Origin of the sequence: Mesonia profundi, from assembly GCF_031085155.1 — a bacterium.
Classification (GTDB): Bacteria; Bacteroidota; Bacteroidia; order Flavobacteriales; family Flavobacteriaceae; genus Mesonia; species Mesonia profundi.
This window is the reverse complement of the sequence record NZ_JAVHUL010000011.1, coordinates 1-15,310: the sequence shown is the minus strand read 5'-3', so window position 1 is coordinate 15,310 and position 15,310 is coordinate 1. Positions and strand designations below refer to the sequence as shown.

The 15,310-nt window shown below is 36.6% G+C and carries 15 protein-coding genes, 1 pseudogene and 1 riboswitch; of the genes and pseudogenes, 6 read left to right on the top strand and 10 right to left on the bottom strand.

The genetic code is table 11. The features are described from left to right. Nucleotides 1-10 precede the first annotated feature (10 nt). Nucleotides 11-1,099 (bottom strand): methylmalonyl Co-A mutase-associated GTPase MeaB, encoded by a 1,089-nt coding sequence (gene meaB, locus RBU60_RS05720; RefSeq protein WP_308863752.1) that lies wholly within the window; start codon nt 1,097-1,099, stop codon nt 11-13. A gap of 100 nt (nt 1,100-1,199) precedes the next feature. Between meaB and RBU60_RS05715 the strand changes: the two genes are divergently transcribed. Beyond that, nucleotides 1,200-1,625, top strand: a complete 426-nt coding sequence (locus tag RBU60_RS05715; RefSeq protein ID WP_308863751.1) for an organic hydroperoxide resistance protein — start codon at nt 1,200-1,202, stop codon at nt 1,623-1,625. 73 nt (nt 1,626-1,698) lie between these two features. Here the strand turns inward: RBU60_RS05715 and RBU60_RS05710 are convergent, their stop codons facing one another. Further along, entirely contained in the window at nt 1,699-2,262 is a 564-nt protein-coding gene (locus RBU60_RS05710; protein WP_308863750.1) for a DUF2911 domain-containing protein, read from the bottom strand. A gap of 446 nt (nt 2,263-2,708) precedes the next feature. Between RBU60_RS05710 and RBU60_RS05705 the strand changes: the two genes are divergently transcribed. The 4 genes from RBU60_RS05705 to RBU60_RS05690 all read left to right on the top strand — a co-directional run bounded on the left by RBU60_RS05705 (nt 2,709) and on the right by RBU60_RS05690 (nt 6,086). Continuing rightward, nucleotides 2,709-3,200 (top strand): RNA polymerase sigma factor, encoded by a 492-nt coding sequence (locus tag RBU60_RS05705; protein WP_308863749.1) that lies wholly within the window; start codon nt 2,709-2,711, stop codon nt 3,198-3,200. Next, entirely contained in the window at nt 3,184-3,777 is a 594-nt protein-coding gene (locus tag RBU60_RS05700) for a hypothetical protein (RefSeq protein WP_308863748.1), read from the top strand. The genes RBU60_RS05705 and RBU60_RS05700 overlap by 17 nt, the downstream gene beginning before the upstream one ends. Nucleotides 3,778-3,788: 11 nt before the next feature. Next, the gene (locus RBU60_RS05695) at nt 3,789-5,282 is read left to right on the top strand and encodes a hypothetical protein (RefSeq protein WP_308863747.1); all 1,494 of its coding nucleotides are present in this window, start codon (nt 3,789-3,791) and stop codon (nt 5,280-5,282) included. A gap of 126 nt (nt 5,283-5,408) precedes the next feature. Further along, entirely contained in the window at nt 5,409-6,086 is a 678-nt protein-coding gene (locus RBU60_RS05690; RefSeq protein WP_308863746.1) for a peptidoglycan DD-metalloendopeptidase family protein, read from the top strand. Nucleotides 6,087-6,088: 2 nt separating this feature from the next. Here the strand turns inward: RBU60_RS05690 and RBU60_RS05685 are convergent, their stop codons facing one another. The 4 genes from RBU60_RS05685 to RBU60_RS05670 all read right to left on the bottom strand — a co-directional run bounded on the left by RBU60_RS05685 (nt 6,089) and on the right by RBU60_RS05670 (nt 11,037). Beyond that, on the bottom strand, nt 6,089-6,580 hold the full coding sequence (locus RBU60_RS05685) for a DUF4199 domain-containing protein (RefSeq protein WP_308863745.1): 492 nt from the start codon (nt 6,578-6,580) through the stop codon (nt 6,089-6,091). A gap of 88 nt (nt 6,581-6,668) precedes the next feature. Then, the gene (gene secA / locus RBU60_RS05680; protein WP_308863744.1) at nt 6,669-10,025 is read right to left on the bottom strand and encodes a preprotein translocase subunit SecA; all 3,357 of its coding nucleotides are present in this window, start codon (nt 10,023-10,025) and stop codon (nt 6,669-6,671) included. Nucleotides 10,026-10,113: 88 nt separating this feature from the next. Further along, nucleotides 10,114-10,335: a DUF2795 domain-containing protein gene (locus tag RBU60_RS05675; RefSeq protein ID WP_006989959.1), complete on the bottom strand. Its 222-nt coding sequence runs from the start codon at nt 10,333-10,335 to the stop codon at nt 10,114-10,116. 126 nt (nt 10,336-10,461) lie between these two features. Next, nucleotides 10,462-11,037 carry a cob(I)yrinic acid a,c-diamide adenosyltransferase gene (locus tag RBU60_RS05670; protein WP_308863742.1) on the bottom strand — a complete coding sequence of 192 codons (576 nt, stop codon included), beginning with the start codon at nt 11,035-11,037 and terminating at the stop codon, nt 10,462-10,464. 356 nt (nt 11,038-11,393) lie between these two features. On the opposite strand from RBU60_RS05670, the gene wrbA reads away from it, so the two are divergent. Beyond that, a complete protein-coding gene (gene wrbA, locus RBU60_RS05665) occupies nt 11,394-11,993 on the top strand; it encodes an NAD(P)H:quinone oxidoreductase (protein WP_308863741.1) in 600 nt (199 codons plus the stop codon). 129 nt (nt 11,994-12,122) lie between these two features. Here wrbA and RBU60_RS05660 read toward each other — a convergent pair. The 4 genes and pseudogenes from RBU60_RS05660 to thiM all read right to left on the bottom strand — a co-directional run. Continuing rightward, nucleotides 12,123-12,677 (bottom strand): annotated as a pseudogene (locus tag RBU60_RS05660) (TenA family protein); the annotation flags it as partial. A gap of 82 nt (nt 12,678-12,759) precedes the next feature. Next, nucleotides 12,760-13,602 carry a bifunctional hydroxymethylpyrimidine kinase/phosphomethylpyrimidine kinase gene (thiD, locus tag RBU60_RS05655; protein ID WP_308863740.1) on the bottom strand — a complete coding sequence of 281 codons (843 nt, stop codon included), beginning with the start codon at nt 13,600-13,602 and terminating at the stop codon, nt 12,760-12,762. Then, nucleotides 13,599-14,231, bottom strand: coding sequence for a thiamine phosphate synthase (gene thiE, locus RBU60_RS05650; RefSeq protein WP_308863739.1), 633 nt, complete (start codon nt 14,229-14,231; stop codon nt 13,599-13,601). The genes thiD and thiE overlap by 4 nt, the downstream gene beginning before the upstream one ends. After that, nucleotides 14,224-15,027, bottom strand: a complete 804-nt coding sequence (gene thiM / locus RBU60_RS05645; protein ID WP_308863837.1) for a hydroxyethylthiazole kinase — start codon at nt 15,025-15,027, stop codon at nt 14,224-14,226. The genes thiE and thiM overlap by 8 nt, the downstream gene beginning before the upstream one ends. Before the next feature lie 55 nt (nt 15,028-15,082). After that, nucleotides 15,083-15,175: riboswitch (TPP riboswitch) on the bottom strand. Nucleotides 15,176-15,310: the final 135 nt, after the last annotated feature.

Sequence of the window (15,310 nt, the reverse complement as noted above, 5' to 3'; positions counted from 1 at the left end):
CTTTCAAGAACTATAACTCCTTAGCTTTTTTTAATAAATAATTCGCCGCTTCAAAAGGCGTGGTTTCATTGTTTTCTATCGCCAAGAGTTGTTGTTGTAGCGCTATTTTTATTTCGGGTTGGTTGTAGAAATTACTTTTTAATTGCTCGTTAATGGTTTGCAATAGCCAAAACTTATTTTGCTCTTTCCGGTTATGAAAGAAATACTTGTTTTCTTGGGTAGAGGTCACATAAGTTTCAATCATTTCCCAAATTCGAGAAATCCCTTTTTGATGTAAAGCGCTGCTTAGCATAACTTTAGGTTTCCAATCGTTGCTCTTAATAGGGTAGAGGTGGAGCGCTTTTCTAAATTCAGATTTGGCACGTTCTGCAGGACGTTTATTATCTCCGTCGGCTTTATTGATGACAATGGCATCGGCCATTTCCATAATACCGCGTTTTATCCCTTGCAATTCATCCCCGGCTCCTGCAAGTTTCAGTAATAAAAAAAAGTCAGTCATACTGTGGACCATGGTTTCACTTTGTCCCACGCCTACGGTTTCTATGAGAATGGTGTCAAAACCTGCAGCTTCGCACAAAATGATAGATTCCCTTGTTTTTTGTGCCACTCCACCAAGTGAATCGCCAGAGGCTGTAGGTCTTATAAATGCATTTTCTTGTTTTACCAATTCTTCCATACGGGTTTTGTCTCCAAGAATGCTTCCGTGAGAAACGCTACTGGTAGGGTCTACGGCGAGTACCGCTACTTTTTTTCCGTGTTCGTTGATTAAATAATTCCCAAAAGCTTCAATGAACGTGCTTTTTCCTACGCCGGGAACGCCTGTAATTCCTATTCTAACCGATTGGTTAGCGTGTGGCAAACAACCTTCAATTAGGATGTTTACGTTTTGGTTATGTTTTACATTTTTACTTTCTACCAACGTAATTCCTCTACTAAGGGCGGTTTTATTTCCGTTAAGGATATCTTGAAGCAATTGGTTGGTATCCAGTTTTTTCTTCCGTAAAGCTTTAATTCTTGCGGCACTTTTTTGGCCGATACTTTTAGGAGTTGAAGGACTTTCATTTTCGCTTAACGCGGATTTATTTTTAGCTGCGGCCATGAGGGAGAATATTTAGGACAAATTTATGAATTCATTTTTGAAAAGCGAACGAATCCTTTCTATCTTGAAATTATAAATTAATTGATAAAAAACTAACGAAATGAAAACTTTTTATACCGCAAAAGCAACCGCTGAAGGAGGACGTTCTGGAAGCGTTAAAACCGACGATGGAAAAATAGATATGAACCTGAGTGTCCCAAAAGATATGGGAGGCGATGGTGGTGATGGAACCAATCCAGAACAATTTTTTGCATCGGCATATTCTGCTTGTTATGGTAGTGCTTTACAATCTATCGCAGAGAAGAAAGGAATTGATATGGGAGATTTTAGCGTAACAGCTTCTGTAAGTATAGGAAAAACAGAAAAGGATAACTTCCAACTGTCAGTGATTTTAGATTCTTATATTCCCGGAGTAGATGTAGAAACTGGGGAAGATTTGGTAAACAAAGCACATGAAGTTTGTCCGTTTTCTAGAGCTACACGAGATAATATTACGGTAACGCTTAACCTACTTTTAGACGAGTAGTCATATAAAGCAAGTACCAAAAAGCCCAAAGTTGAATAACTTTGGGCTTTTTTTATAAGACTCACGACTATATTTAATTCGCTTTTTTAAATGGAAATGCAATAAAGGTTTCCCCCCAAGTTAAAAACATCATGTGCATTTCTTGTTGTCTATCAAAATAGATGGTAAACTGCTCGGTGCTATTTAATTTTTCATGCGTAGGCACTTCAATGATTAAGGCATCGTATTCTGGATCTCTAGCCGCTTTTTCGCTAGTGAGATCAATTCCCCAAGCATACATTTTTTTATTAAAAATTACTTTCCAAGAATCCTCGTTAGGAATGGTCCATAGAGAATATTCTCCGGCTTCTAATAAAGAACCATCCACCATAATATCTTGATTCACCTTAAAGGTAGTGGCTTCATTGGCTCCCGTTCGCCATACTTCTCCAAAGGGAACAAGATTCCCAAAAATAAGTCGGTCTTTTTTATAAGGACGGTTGTAAAACACGGTCACTTTTAGGTTATCGTGTCTATAGCTAATCGTTTCTTCGGGACTAAGAGATTTCGTTTGGTCTTTCAGGACATAGAAACCAATGGTTCCTCCCAAGATCAAAAAAATTAAAATCGTAACGGTAAATCTAAACTTCTTTGGCATTTTTTATTTTTAACTATTAGTGTTGGATTTAGGTTTTAAAAGTGTCAGTTTTCTTAATGATAGAAGTCAGAAACGATGCATTTTTAGATTTACATGTTACTTTCAACATGAGTCTTATAATTTTAAGATAAAATTTAAAAATTAAGCTGCTGATTTCAATAGGATTGAAATCAAATCTAACTTCTATCATCTAAAAGCGTCCGCCCAGTAAAACGTTTGGATAGATCAGTCAGTAAAATTGTTCGTAAAGTTCTGGCCGAATACTAATTGCGGCGCGGTCTAACATCTTAATCGGACACGATTAATGTTTAAAGATAAAATTATTCAGCAAAGTTGCAACAAAAAGAATTAATTTTCGTCTTTATAAATGAATAGCAACTAACCAGAAAATTTTGTTACAAACTGATCTCATAGAAGCGTGTCGGCAAAACGACAGAAAGGCGCAAATGAAGCTCTATAATAAGTATTGTGACGCTATGTATTATGTTGCTTTTAGGTTTTTGAAAAATTCTTTTGAAGCCGAAGAAGCCATGCAGGAGTCGTTTATACAAGCTTTTATAAAACTTCATCAATTTACAGGGGAGGTGACCTTTGGCGCTTGGCTTAAACGCATTGTCATCAATAAGAGTATTGATATGCTTAAAGCGAAAAAACTTAATGTTATCGCTATTAATGAGCAAACTTTGGGAAGGGTTGAAGAAGATAACAATTGGAATATTAATGATGAAATCACCATCGATCAAGTCAAAAGTGAAATTGAAGAACTGCCAGAACGGTATAAGTACGCAATGATGCTCTTTTTAATTGAAGGTTATGATCATGACGAGATTTCAGAAATATTGGGAATTACTTCGGTTTCCTCCAGAACATTAGTACACCGAGGCAAGAAAAAATTACAACAAAAGTTAAAGCATTTATATCATGGCACAGGATCTTAGAGAATTGATGAATCAAGAAAAATATGCTGCCCAAAGACCTAGTTTGTCGAATGGGCATGAAAGTAGATTTTTAAGTCGGTTAGCAGAAGAAATCCCAGAAGAGAAGAAAAGTAACTCTTATTTATGGATGAAAATTGCCGCGGTTTTGGTAGTGGTATTGGCGACAAGTTTCTTTTTGAAAAACCAGGCAATCAATACGAGACCAGAGGTACCTATGATTACCAATGCTTCTACAGAAAGTTTGGAGGTGAGTCCGGTTTATTTAAGCGATGTCTCTCCACAATTCAAGAAAATAGAAGATTATTATTTGGGTAATATCAACGCCGAATTGGCGCAGTTAACCATAACCAATGATAATAAAGAGCTTATAGATTCTTTTATGCTGCAGCTAGAAGAATTGGATAAGGAGTACACGCGACTCAATGAAGAGATGGACGAAACAGGAGTAAATGAAGCTGCTGTGAATTCTCTTGTCAATAACCTAGAGTTAAGGTTAGGACTTTTATCTAAGCTTAAAAGTAAGCTGGGAGAGATTAAGCAAGCTTCGCAGGAGAACATCCAGGGAGTGAAAATTTAAAAAAAGCAATGATGAACTATACGATAAAAATTATCTTAGGAACGCTGGGTTTGCTGTTCTTAGGAGCTGGTGCTTATGCACAAGAAAAAGTGGATAAACTCTCTGAGACCTACAAAGTAGAGAATCAACCTAGCGTAAAATTAGATACCAAACACACGCAGGTGGTGATTGAAACTTGGAATAGAAACTCCATTGCTGTAGAAGCTTATGTAGAAGCCGATGAGCTTTCTAAAGAAGAAGTAGAACAAATAGCTAAAGACTGGAAGATACAAGTCTTAGGGAATAGCAATGGCGTCTCTATCATTTCAAGAGGAGGTAGGTCTAATTTTGTACCGGGATTAAGAAATGTTTCACAGTCGGTTCCTATGGCCAGTTTAAGGGCGATGAATAGCGAATTGATAGAACCACTAATGGTGAGTTTGGTAGGTCCTATGTTAGAGAAAATGGGAGACGTAAAATTACCTGCCCGTTTTTATGAAAGTATGAGTGGTTTAAAATTTGACTATGAAGCTTATCAAAAAGAAGGAGAAGATTATATTGAAAAGTATGAAGCTCAAATAGAGAAAAGCTTTGGGAAAGATTTTGAACAAGCGATGGAAAAGTGGGGAAAAGGCTTTGAGAAAAATGCCGAAGTATGGTCAAAACAGCTAGAATCTCGTATGAAGAACTTCGAAAAAACCCAAGGGGTATCCGTTGAAAAATGGGGAGAGCAGTTTGGAAAAGAAATGGAACAATGGGGGGAGCAATATGGAGCCAAAATGGAAGCTTGGGCACAGCAGTTTGATGCCAATGGAGGAAATTATAAAAAGGAAATAGTGATGCATCCCAATGGAGGAAAATCAACGCTGATTACTTACTCTAGCAGTAATGTGAAACCTGCAGAGCCTGCGGGTGATAATAAAAGCATCAGAAAAATAATTGTAGTGAAAATGCCAAAAGATGCTACTTTGCGTATGGATGTGCGTTATGGAAAAGTAGATCTTCAAGACGATGTAACAAGTTTAAAGGCTTCCGTTTCTTATGCAGATTTTAAAGCGGCCAGTATCCTAGGAGAAAACAATTTTTTAAATATTGCTTATTCGCCTCTACAAATGGATTATTGGGAGCATGGAAATTTGCAAATGAGTTATGTGAAGAATAGTCAAATCCGTAAAGCGAAGAGCATTCAACTTTCCTCAAAAGGCAGCGATGTCAATATTGGAGAGATAGAAAAGATAGGAATTATTTCTGGTTCATTTGGAGAGCTAACGATTAAAGAGGTGAGTGATGATTTTGAACAATTAGATATTAGTCTAGAAAATAGCGACTTGGTATTGAGCTTGCCTAAATCTTCCTTTAACTTCACCTATAATGGGTCTAGAAGTGCTATTAAAATTCCGAAGAATTTAACCACCAAGAAAATGGATAGCTACGGAAATCAGTTGATTAACGGCTATTATAAATCTAGAAACACCGACAGTAACATTATGATTAACGCCAAGTTTAGTGACTTGATTATTAAATAGAGAACCTCCCAGTGTGTTAAACTGGTATTAGGATCCTTTCTGCTAAGAGGTGTAGTGGAGGTTCTTTTTAAAAATAGTTTTACCCCATCAGGTAAAACTATTTTTATTTTTAAAGAAAATTAATTTATGAATCTTAAAAGGTATTTGTATTCACTTACTCCAGGCTTAACGCGTTTGGTAGATGATGTTTCTGTAGAGGATTATATGGCGGTAGACTTGTCTCTTCAGCAAAAAGACCTTCATACTATAGCTACTTCGTCTTCACAATTTTTTCAAAGCTATATTGATTCCTACTTGCATACGCACAAGAAGAAAGTGGCTTTTGGCGGTTATTTAGAAAAGCGAAATTTATATAACCGAAGTCCTTATTTTACATCTGATAAAGAAAACCCCAGAAATATTCATTTAGGATTGGATATTTGGTGTCCTGAAAATACGGCGATTTTACTTCCGTTAAACGGAAAAATACATAGTTATCAAAACAATATAAATCATGGCGATTATGGTCCCACAATTATGGTAGAACACCAGTTGAAAGATCAAATCTTTTATACCCTGTACGGGCATTTGAGTCTTAATTCCCTTGACGGAATTAAAATCAACTGCGAATTACAAGCAGGAGAAAGGCTTGGATATTTGGATGACGCCGAAGTAAACGGAGATTATGCACCTCATTTACACTTTCAAATCATTAGAGACTTACAGGGCAATAGCGGAGATTATCCCGGCGTTTGCGCCCTTAAAGATTTAGAATTTTATCAACACAATTGCCCAGATCCTAATTTGTTATTAAAAATCGTTTGACTTTACTTTTTCTTCTTAGTCGGTGTTTTTAGGAAAAGCGAGACAATAGCTGAGGTAACTACTCCCATGGCTAGAGATCCAAAAACAGATTGAATCATATAAGATTTAAGACTGAAATAAGCCTGTGCAGATTCTTGACTCATCGTCCCCGATTCTACCGTATACGAAATGATGTTCTCAAAATACTGGGGCGTAACCGACTTAGAGACAATGTACTGGACTAAAGGCGCTAGAATGGCAATGAGCACCGACATAATCCCACCAGAAACCAAACCTTGCTGCCAGGTCATCACGCCTTTAAAATACTCATGTTTTTTTTCTTTAATCGCTAGGTAAAAAAGAATGATATAAGGAATGGCAATGAGGTTGGTGTAAATAGCTTGTTTGGCAATGTACTTGTCGTGCAGACCTATATTTTTTTCCAAATACATCCAAAATAAAGTGGTAAAGCTAAAGATGAGCGCCCACTTGATTTCAGTTTTAAAATTTTTCATGCTAGCGATTGAATTAAAAGTTAAAAGTAAATAAAAAACCCCAATCGTATCAATTGGGATTTTTTAAAGATTTATATCATTACAAAAATTAATGATCAGTAAGTACCCACTCTCCTTTTTCCAGTAGAGGAATGGCTTGCTTGTATTTTAAAGACTTGCTTTCGCCAGACATCACATTTTTAATCGTCACTTTATCGTTTCTACCAATTTTAGGTTGTTCTCTAACGATGGTTTCGGTGACTGGTTGCTTTTGGCTAGCCTGTTCTCCTGCAGAACGATTTTGTGCAGCTCTTTCATCCATATTAGGAATATCCTCCTTACTGGTTTCTAAGTTCTCTTTTGGCTTTGCATCTGCAGCTTCTTGAATTTGTGTTTCTTGTTGAGGAATTTCTCCTTTAAATAAGAACGAAATTACCTCTTTGTTGACTTCATCAAGCATGCCTTTAAACAATTCAAAAGCCTCAAATTTATAAATCAATAAAGGATCTTTTTGTTCGTGTACCGCCAATTGAACACTTTGCTTTAACTCATCCATTTTTCTTAAATGCGTTTTCCAAGCATCATCAATAATGGCTAAGGTAATATTCTTCTCAAAGTCACTCACCAACTGTCTACCTTCAGTTTCGTAGGCTTTTTCTAGGTTGGTGGCTACCTGAAGCGTTTTTTGTCCGTCAGAGAAAGGAACTCCTATCCGTTCAAACTTGTTTCCTTGCTGTTCGTACACTTGCTTAATTACAGGAAAAGCCAATTCGGCATTTCGCTTCATACGCTCTTCATAATTAGCGTAAGCAGCTTTGTATACTTTTCCGGCTAACTCCTGAATTTTTGTTTTTTCAAACTCTTTTTCATCTACAGGAGAATCCATAGAGAAGTAACGAATCAATTCAAACTCAAAATTCTTAAAGTCGGCTGCATTTTTATTGCTTTCCGTAATCGATTCCGAAATATCGTAAATCATATTGGCCAAATCCACCCGAAGACGCTCGCCAAATAAAGCGTGATAACGACGTTTGTAAATCACCTCACGTTGTGCGTTCATCACATCATCATACTCCAGTAAACGCTTACGAACGCCAAAGTTATTCTCCTCTACTTTCTTTTGGGCACGTTCTATAGATTTAGAAATCATCCCGTGTTGAATCACTTCTCCTTCCTCAAGTCCCATTCTATCCATTAACTTAGCGATACGCTCACTTCCAAAAAGACGCATTAAATTGTCTTCTAAAGAAACGTAAAACTGAGAACTTCCTGGATCTCCTTGACGTCCAGCACGACCTCTTAACTGTCTATCTACACGTCTAGAATCGTGACGCTCTGTACCAATAATCGCTAACCCACCGGCTTTTTTCACTTCGTTACTCAACTTAATATCGGTACCACGACCTGCCATATTGGTGGCAATGGTTACAATACCAGATTTACCGGCCTCTTCCACAATATCGGCTTCTTTCTTGTGTAATTTCGCATTTAATACGTTGTGAGGTACATTTCTTATCTTAAGCATTCTACTTAATAATTCAGAAATCTCTACCGAGGTAGTACCAATTAATACGGGCCTGCCTGCTTGAGAAAGTTTAGTTACTTCTTCAATAACGGCGTTGTATTTCTCCCGTTTAGTTTTGTAAACTAAATCTTCTCTATCAAATCTAGCAATAGGACGGTTGGTAGGAATCTCTACGACATCCAATTCATAAATCTCCCAGAATTCTCCTGCTTCTGTAACCGCTGTACCTGTCATTCCAGATAACTTGTGGTACATTCTAAAGTAGTTTTGAAGGGTTACGGTAGCAAAAGTTTGCGTAGCATCTTCAATCTTTACATTTTCTTTTGCTTCAATCGCTTGGTGTAGTCCGTCACTATAACGACGCCCATCCATAATACGACCGGTTTGCTCATCTACAATTTTCACTTTGTTTTCCATCACCACATATTCGGTATTGTTTTCGAATAGGGTGTAAGCTTTTAATAATTGTCTAAGCGTGTGGATACGTTCACTTTTTACGCTGTAATCGCGGAAGAGTTCTTCTTTCTTTTCTACTTCTTCTTCCTTAGAAAGATTTAAGTTTTCAATCTTAGAAACTTCCATACCAATTTCTGGCATTACGAAGAAATCTGGATCTTCTTTTCCTGAAAGGAATTCAACTCCTTTATCGGAAAGATCTATCTGATTATTTTTCTCTTCAATGACAAAATACAAATCCTCATCTACCTTAGGCATTTCGCGATTGTTATCTTGCATGTAATGATTTTCTGTCTTCTGAAGCAGTTGTTTGATTCCGTCCTCACTTAAAAACTTGATTAAAGCTTTGTTTTTAGGCAATCCGCGGTAAACGCGTAACAATAAGAATCCTCCTTCTTTGGTATCTCCTGCAGCGATTAGTTTTTTAGCTTCGGCCAAAACACCTACTAGATATTTACGCTGTACTTCTACAATTTTAGAAATTTGAGGCTTTAAGGCATCAAATTCGTGTACATCTCCTTTGGGAACCGGTCCAGAAATAATTAAAGGGGTACGCGCATCATCAATCAAAACTGAATCGACCTCATCAACGATGGCGTAGTTATGTGGGCGTTGCACCAAATCGTTTGGAGCGTGACTCATATTATCTCTTAGGTAATCAAAACCAAATTCGTTGTTGGTACCGTAAGTAATGTCTGCATTATAAGCCGCTCTTCTTGCAGCAGAATTAGGTCTGTGGTAATCTATACAATCTACCGTAAGGCCATGAAATTGAAATATAGGAGCCATCCACGCGCTATCACGTTTGGCTAAGTAATCGTTTACCGTCACCAAATGCACTCCTCTGCCAGTTAACGCATTTAAGTACATAGGAAGCGTTGCCACTAAGGTTTTTCCTTCTCCGGTGTGCATCTCGGCAATTTTACCTTGATGCATCGCAATTCCACCAATAAGCTGTACGTCGTAGTGAATCATATCCCACTTCACTTGTTTTCCTGCAGCATCCCAAGTGTTTGCCCAAAGTGCTTTATCTTCTTTTAAGCTGACATATTCTTTGGTGGCAGAAAGTTCACGGTCATATTCGCTTGCCGTAACTTCTAAGGTTTCGTTATGGAAAAATCTTTTGGCCGTTTCTTTAACGGTAGCAAAAGCTTCGGGAAGAATGTCGTTTAAAATAGCCTCTGAAGCTTCGAGCTCTTTTTGCTCTAAGGCATCTATTTGAGCGTAGATGTCTTCTTTTCGGGTAATATCGGTAGAAGCTTCTGCTTCTTCCTTTAAGGTGGTTATTTCTTTATGGATGCTTTTGGTAGCATCGGCAATCTTTTGCTTAAAACTAGTGGTTTTTGCCCTCAATTCGTCAATAGATAATTTCTCGAATTCAGCTTCTAAAGCTTTAATTTGATTGACGGTAGGTTGCATGGCATTTACGTCTTTTTTCGACTTGTCACCAACAAATACTTTTAATACGGAGTCTAAAAAACTCATAAGTTGTTTTTTATTTATTTATGTTTCAAAGTTACGCAAAAAAAAAGCCTCTAAAAGAGACTTTTTTATTGATATTTTTGCGTGTTATTTAATATTCATCTTCATTCCAAAGATAATCTTCGTCTGTAGGGTAATCTGGCCAAATTTCTTCGATAGAATCGTAAGAATCTCCTTCATCTTCAATAGACTGCAAGTTCTCTACTACTTCTAGTGGAGCACCTGTTCTAATTGCATAATCGATTAACTCATCTTTAGTTGCCGGCCAGGGAGCATCACTTAAATAGGATGCTAATTCTAATGTCCAATACATCTGATACTGTGTTTAGTTTTTTGCAAAAATAAATTTTTAATTGTAAATGACAAGAAAAAAATCTATTATTTCAACATTAATATTAAGAACTTATGTTTTTGATGTTACATCAACAACTCGAATGGATCAATTTTCTTTTGTAGGAATCCACTTTATTTCTTCTACTTGTAGGTCTTTAGACAACTTTCGTGCCAGCACAAAGAGGTAGTCAGATAGACGGTTGATATATTGTAGAATGTAGGCTTCAAATGGCTCTACTTCATTTAAAGCGGCAGCTAAACGTTCGGCTCTACGGCAAACACAACGCGCAATGTGACAATATGACACCGTTGTATGTCCGCCTGGAAGAATAAAATTTGTCATCTGCGGCAGGTCTTGATTCATCGCATCTATTTGATCCTCTAAAAACTGAATTTCAGCTTCTTTGACTTTCACGATGTTCAGGCGTTCTTTTCCATTTTTAAATTGTGCTTTTTTAGGATCTGTGGCTAATTCCGCGCCAAGCGTAAAGAGATTATTTTGTATTTTCTTTAAATCGTTTTTTAATGCTTCGTCTATTTCTTGGTCTTTTATAAGACCGATGTAAGCATTAAGCTCATCTATCGTACCGTAACTTTCAATGCGAATGTGGTGTTTAGGAACGCGAGTTCCCCCAAATAAAGCCGTGCTGCCTTTATCTCCTGTTTTGGTGTATATTTTCATGATGTAAACTTTTTTCTAAAAGTACAAATTAAGTAAGAAATGAGGAAAGAAAGGTTTTAAGTTTATTTGTAATAAGATTTTTAAATCTATTTTGCTGTATATAAGGCTTAGAAGAATAATTGCTAGCCAGCACGCAGAATTGTTTTTTAAGACTTTTCTTGAAAAAAAATAAAGTTACAATCACATTTTTATGTGAATGTTGTTTGTTAAATACTTAACCTTAAGTCTTGATTTTTGACTCTAAAAACGAAGCAATCTTTTTTCTTTGCAAGACAATAATGATTTTTTATAAAAGTTTTAAAGGTTGTTTTTCTTTTAAAACCATAGTTTTATAGTATTTTGAAAGAAAATAAACTATGAAAAATCTAAAATTAGCTATTATATATTATAGCTCTACAGGAACCAATTATCAATTAGCAAAGGAAGCAGAAACTGCGGCGAAAGATGTAGGTGTTGAAAAAATTCGTTTTCGAAGAGTAGAAGAAACCGTACCCGAAAAAGTGATTAAAGAAAATGAAGAATGGTACAATCATTATAAAGAAACCAAAGAAATAACAACCGCAACGGTAGATGACCTCGATTGGGCAGATGCTATTATTTTTAGCTTTCCTACTCGTTATGGAGATGCTCCTTCACAAGTTAAGAGTTTAATCGATGCCACTGGTGGGCTTTGGCAAAACGGTAAATTAGTCAATAAAGTTGTAAGTGGAATGACAAGTGCTGCCAACCTGCATGGCGGACAGGAAGGTACTTTACTTTCACTTTACAAAACAATGATGCACTGGGGAGCAATTATTGCAGCTCCAGGGTATGCCGATCCTGTGATTTTTGAAACAGGAGGTAATCCTTATGGTTTTAGTATTGTGGGGGGAAGCAATCTCAATGGAAAACAACGACAAGCCATTTCATTTCAGGTTAAGAGAACATTAGAAATCGCCGATAAAATAAATAAATAATAAAGGAAAGGCAGAGGTGCTCTAAGAAGAATAGTTCCGACAGTCTGAATTTGATCAAGTGCTTTTTATGATTTACAAATTAAAAAGTATAAGATACTGAAAATGAATTCAGAATGACGGAAACTTCTTTTAAACCTCCCAAGTTTTAAGTTGGTAGGCACCGTCCCAAAACATAAACTCTAGTTTACTAGCTTCAATAAAGGTTTGCGTCATTCTTTCTTGTTGCTGCTTTGTACAGTTTCTATCTACTTCATTACAGATGGTTTTGGCTCTAGTTACCAATACTTCAAACTCTTCTCCAGCGTAGGTATCAATTCATTTTTGGTAAGGATTTTCTTCAGTTAACTGATTTTTATAAATATAATCGCCTACTTCTTTATAAATCCAAAAGCAAGGTAAAACGGCTGCCATCGCTACTTCAACCTGATCTAAGGCAGAAGTACTTTCAAGGAAATTGATGTAATGATGTGTTGTGGGTTCAATATGTCCACGATTTTTTAAACCAAATTCTTGAAAGTAGGAATCATGTAAAGCTTTTTCTGCTACAATAGCGCCTTCTGCAAAACGAATAAAATCTAAGGCATGATGAATGCCTTTTGCTCTTGCCCGAATTAATGCCAAACTTCTCGCAAAATTTTCTAAATAAAAGGAATCTCGTCCCATGTAGAATTGAAATTTTTCTAGCGGAAGCGTGCCGTTTTAAAGTTCTTCAATAAAAGGCATTTCAATGATTTTTTGATAGATAGGCTCTATGTTTTTCCATGTTTTATCGGTCCATTTCATTTTTAATAAGTTTTTGAGGGTTAAAAAAGTGATTTACCGGTCCGTTGCCATTTCCTATAGATACATCTTTTCCTTGGAAAATAGCCTGATGAATATATTTTTGTCCTAAGCTTACAGCTTCCAGTAATGATTTTCCTTGCGCTAAATAAGAAGCGATTGCCGAAGAAAGTGTACAACCCGAACCGTGTGTATTATTGGTCTCGTATTTTGGGAATTCAAAACTTTCTATACTTCCGTCAGGTAAAAAATAAAGGGAAGTAAGTTGTTTAGTTTTTAAATGTCCGCCTTTTAGAAGTACAGATTTACAACCGAGTTGCATAATTTTTTTTCCTGCAATTTTCATTTCTTTCACAGTTTCAATGTTCATGCCAGCCAGAATTTCAGCTTCATCTAAATTAGGTGTAATCACATCTGCTAAAGGAAATAATTGTTTAATAATGGTTTGTATCGTATTGTTTTCAATTAATTGATGACCACTGGTAGCAACCATTACAGGATCAAAAACAATAGCTAATGGCGGAAATTCTTTTAATTTTCCTACCATAATTTCAACTAATTTAGGGGTATGCACCATACCTATTTTTACGGCATCGGGAAAAATATCTTCTAAAATAGTTTGTAATTGCTTTTCTACAATTTCTTCAGGAATGCTAAAAATAGATTTTACCCCAGTTGTATTTTGTATGGGTAAAGCCGTAAGTACAGAAGTGGCGTAACAGCCTAAAGCAGAGATGGTTTTTATATCTGCTTGAATGCCGGCGCCTCCGCTACCATCAAAACCAGCAATGGTTAAAACCGATGGATACCTATATTTTTTTTGAATCATACTTTTTCTATTTCGTTTCTTAGTTGTTCTGCAGCTTTTGCTGGGTTTTTAGAAGCACAAATTGCTGAAACTACCGCAAGACAATTAGCTCCAGCTTTAATGACTTTTTGTGCGTTTTCTACCTTCATTAGCCCAATAGCAACCAAGGGTTTTTGAGTTATAGAACGTATGTGGCGAACTCCCGATAATCCCCATTCGGTAATGGTATCTGTTTTGGTAGGGGTTTTAAAAACCGGACTTATACCTAAATAATCTGCGGCTTCAGTTTCCTTTGTGTACAATTGATTTTCATACTCAATAGAATACCCTAAGCAATTGATATTTTTCCATTTTTGTAAGATTTGAGTAGGGGGGAGGTCTGATCTTCCTACGTGAACACCAAATGCTTCAACTTTTTTGGCTACTTCTAGGTTGTCATTAATAATTAGTGGAACATTATAGCGATCTAAAATTTCTTTTAGTTGAAAAGCTTTCTGCTGGAATGCTGTTGTGGAAGTTTCTTTTTCCCGAAGCTGAACCAAATCCACTCCGCCTTTTACCGCTTGTTCAGCTACCTTTAAAAAATGATCATGCAAACAGGCTTCTTCAGTAATCACCAAATACAGTTTATATGGAAAAGGATTAATCACGTTTTACTTTTAGTTTGAGGGTGGAAGTAAATTCTGTTTCAGTAATATCGTAAAGTTTATCCAAGATATTTAGTTGTAAACTTCCCGGTCCCTGACTTTCTTTTGAGGCGATTTCTCCCACAACACCCAAAAGAGCCATGGCAGAGGTTGCGGCTTCGGCTTTATCTTTAATAATGGCAGCAAAAGCAGCTACTAAAGCGGTTGCGGTACAACCCATTCCGGTAATTTTTGACATCAATTCATTTCCGTTAAGGAGATGAATTTCTTTTTTATCATTTAGAATTATATCTGTAGCTCCAGAAATACAAACTGTTGCATGATATTCTTTTACTAAAAATTGGGCGGCAGCAATAGCTTCATTACTTTCTGCAGAACTATCTACTCCTTTTGTTGGGCTAGTATTATGTTTTGCCAATGCGATAATTTCTGAAGCATTTCCACGAATAATACTTGGTTTTAAGTGAAGTAATTCAGATAGCACCTTATCACGATAAAGTGTTGCTCCTGCTCCCACAGGGTCTAATATCCAAGGTTTATTGAGCTTGTTGGCCTGTTGTGCGGCTTTTTTCATAGAAGTTACCCAATATTCATCTAGCGTACCTATATTAATCACTAGGGCTTGGCAAATAGTTAGCATATCTTCCATTTCTGGTTGCGCATGCGCCATAATAGGTGAAGCTCCTGCGGCGAGTAAGGCATTGGCAGTATTGTTCATCACCACATAATTGGTAATGCTATGTACAAGAGGAGTTATTTCTTTAAGTTGGGTAATATTTTTCCAAAGGTTTTCTTTCATCATTTATGGGTTTTAGTATAAATGGCTGAAGGATGATTCCTTTAAAATATGAAGAAATATTATTTCAACTTTTCCCTACGCCGGTGTTAACCGAATCAGGTTCAAAGGGTGTGTCTCAATTCTTTATAGAATACCCCTAAAGCCACATCAAAAATAATGATTATCTTATCGAATAGAGCATGTTTTTAGAGGTTTAGTTCAAAAATTAAAATAAAGAGCGAGCACATCCGAGTATACGACACACCCTGCTGATGCCGTAACGTTTTTTATGCCTGTGAGCTAA

What these genes read in the sequence shown, in the direction of transcription:
- RBU60_RS05715 (WP_308863751.1), top strand. Translation starts at nt 1,200, where the DNA reads ATGAAAACTTTTTATACCGCAAAAGCAACCGCTGAAGGAGGACGTTCT.
- thiD (WP_308863740.1), bottom strand. Translation starts at nt 13,602, where the DNA reads ATGATTCAAAAAAAATATAGGTATCCATCGGTTTTAACCATTGCTGGT.
- meaB (WP_308863752.1), bottom strand. Translation starts at nt 1,099, where the DNA reads ATGGCCGCAGCTAAAAATAAATCCGCGTTAAGCGAAAATGAAAGTCCT.
- RBU60_RS05690 (WP_308863746.1), top strand. Translation starts at nt 5,409, where the DNA reads ATGAATCTTAAAAGGTATTTGTATTCACTTACTCCAGGCTTAACGCGT.
- RBU60_RS05675 (WP_006989959.1), bottom strand. Translation starts at nt 10,335, where the DNA reads ATGTATTGGACATTAGAATTAGCATCCTATTTAAGTGATGCTCCCTGG.
- RBU60_RS05710 (WP_308863750.1), bottom strand. Translation starts at nt 2,262, where the DNA reads ATGCCAAAGAAGTTTAGATTTACCGTTACGATTTTAATTTTTTTGATC.
- RBU60_RS05695 (WP_308863747.1), top strand. Translation starts at nt 3,789, where the DNA reads ATGAACTATACGATAAAAATTATCTTAGGAACGCTGGGTTTGCTGTTC.
- secA (WP_308863744.1), bottom strand. Translation starts at nt 10,025, where the DNA reads ATGAGTTTTTTAGACTCCGTATTAAAAGTATTTGTTGGTGACAAGTCG.
- RBU60_RS05670 (WP_308863742.1), bottom strand. Translation starts at nt 11,037, where the DNA reads ATGAAAATATACACCAAAACAGGAGATAAAGGCAGCACGGCTTTATTT.
- RBU60_RS05685 (WP_308863745.1), bottom strand. Translation starts at nt 6,580, where the DNA reads ATGAAAAATTTTAAAACTGAAATCAAGTGGGCGCTCATCTTTAGCTTT.
- RBU60_RS05705 (WP_308863749.1), top strand. Translation starts at nt 2,709, where the DNA reads ATGAAGCTCTATAATAAGTATTGTGACGCTATGTATTATGTTGCTTTT.
- wrbA (WP_308863741.1), top strand. Translation starts at nt 11,394, where the DNA reads ATGAAAAATCTAAAATTAGCTATTATATATTATAGCTCTACAGGAACC.
- thiM (WP_308863837.1), bottom strand. Translation starts at nt 15,027, where the DNA reads ATGAAAGAAAACCTTTGGAAAAATATTACCCAACTTAAAGAAATAACT.
- RBU60_RS05700 (WP_308863748.1), top strand. Translation starts at nt 3,184, where the DNA reads ATGGCACAGGATCTTAGAGAATTGATGAATCAAGAAAAATATGCTGCC.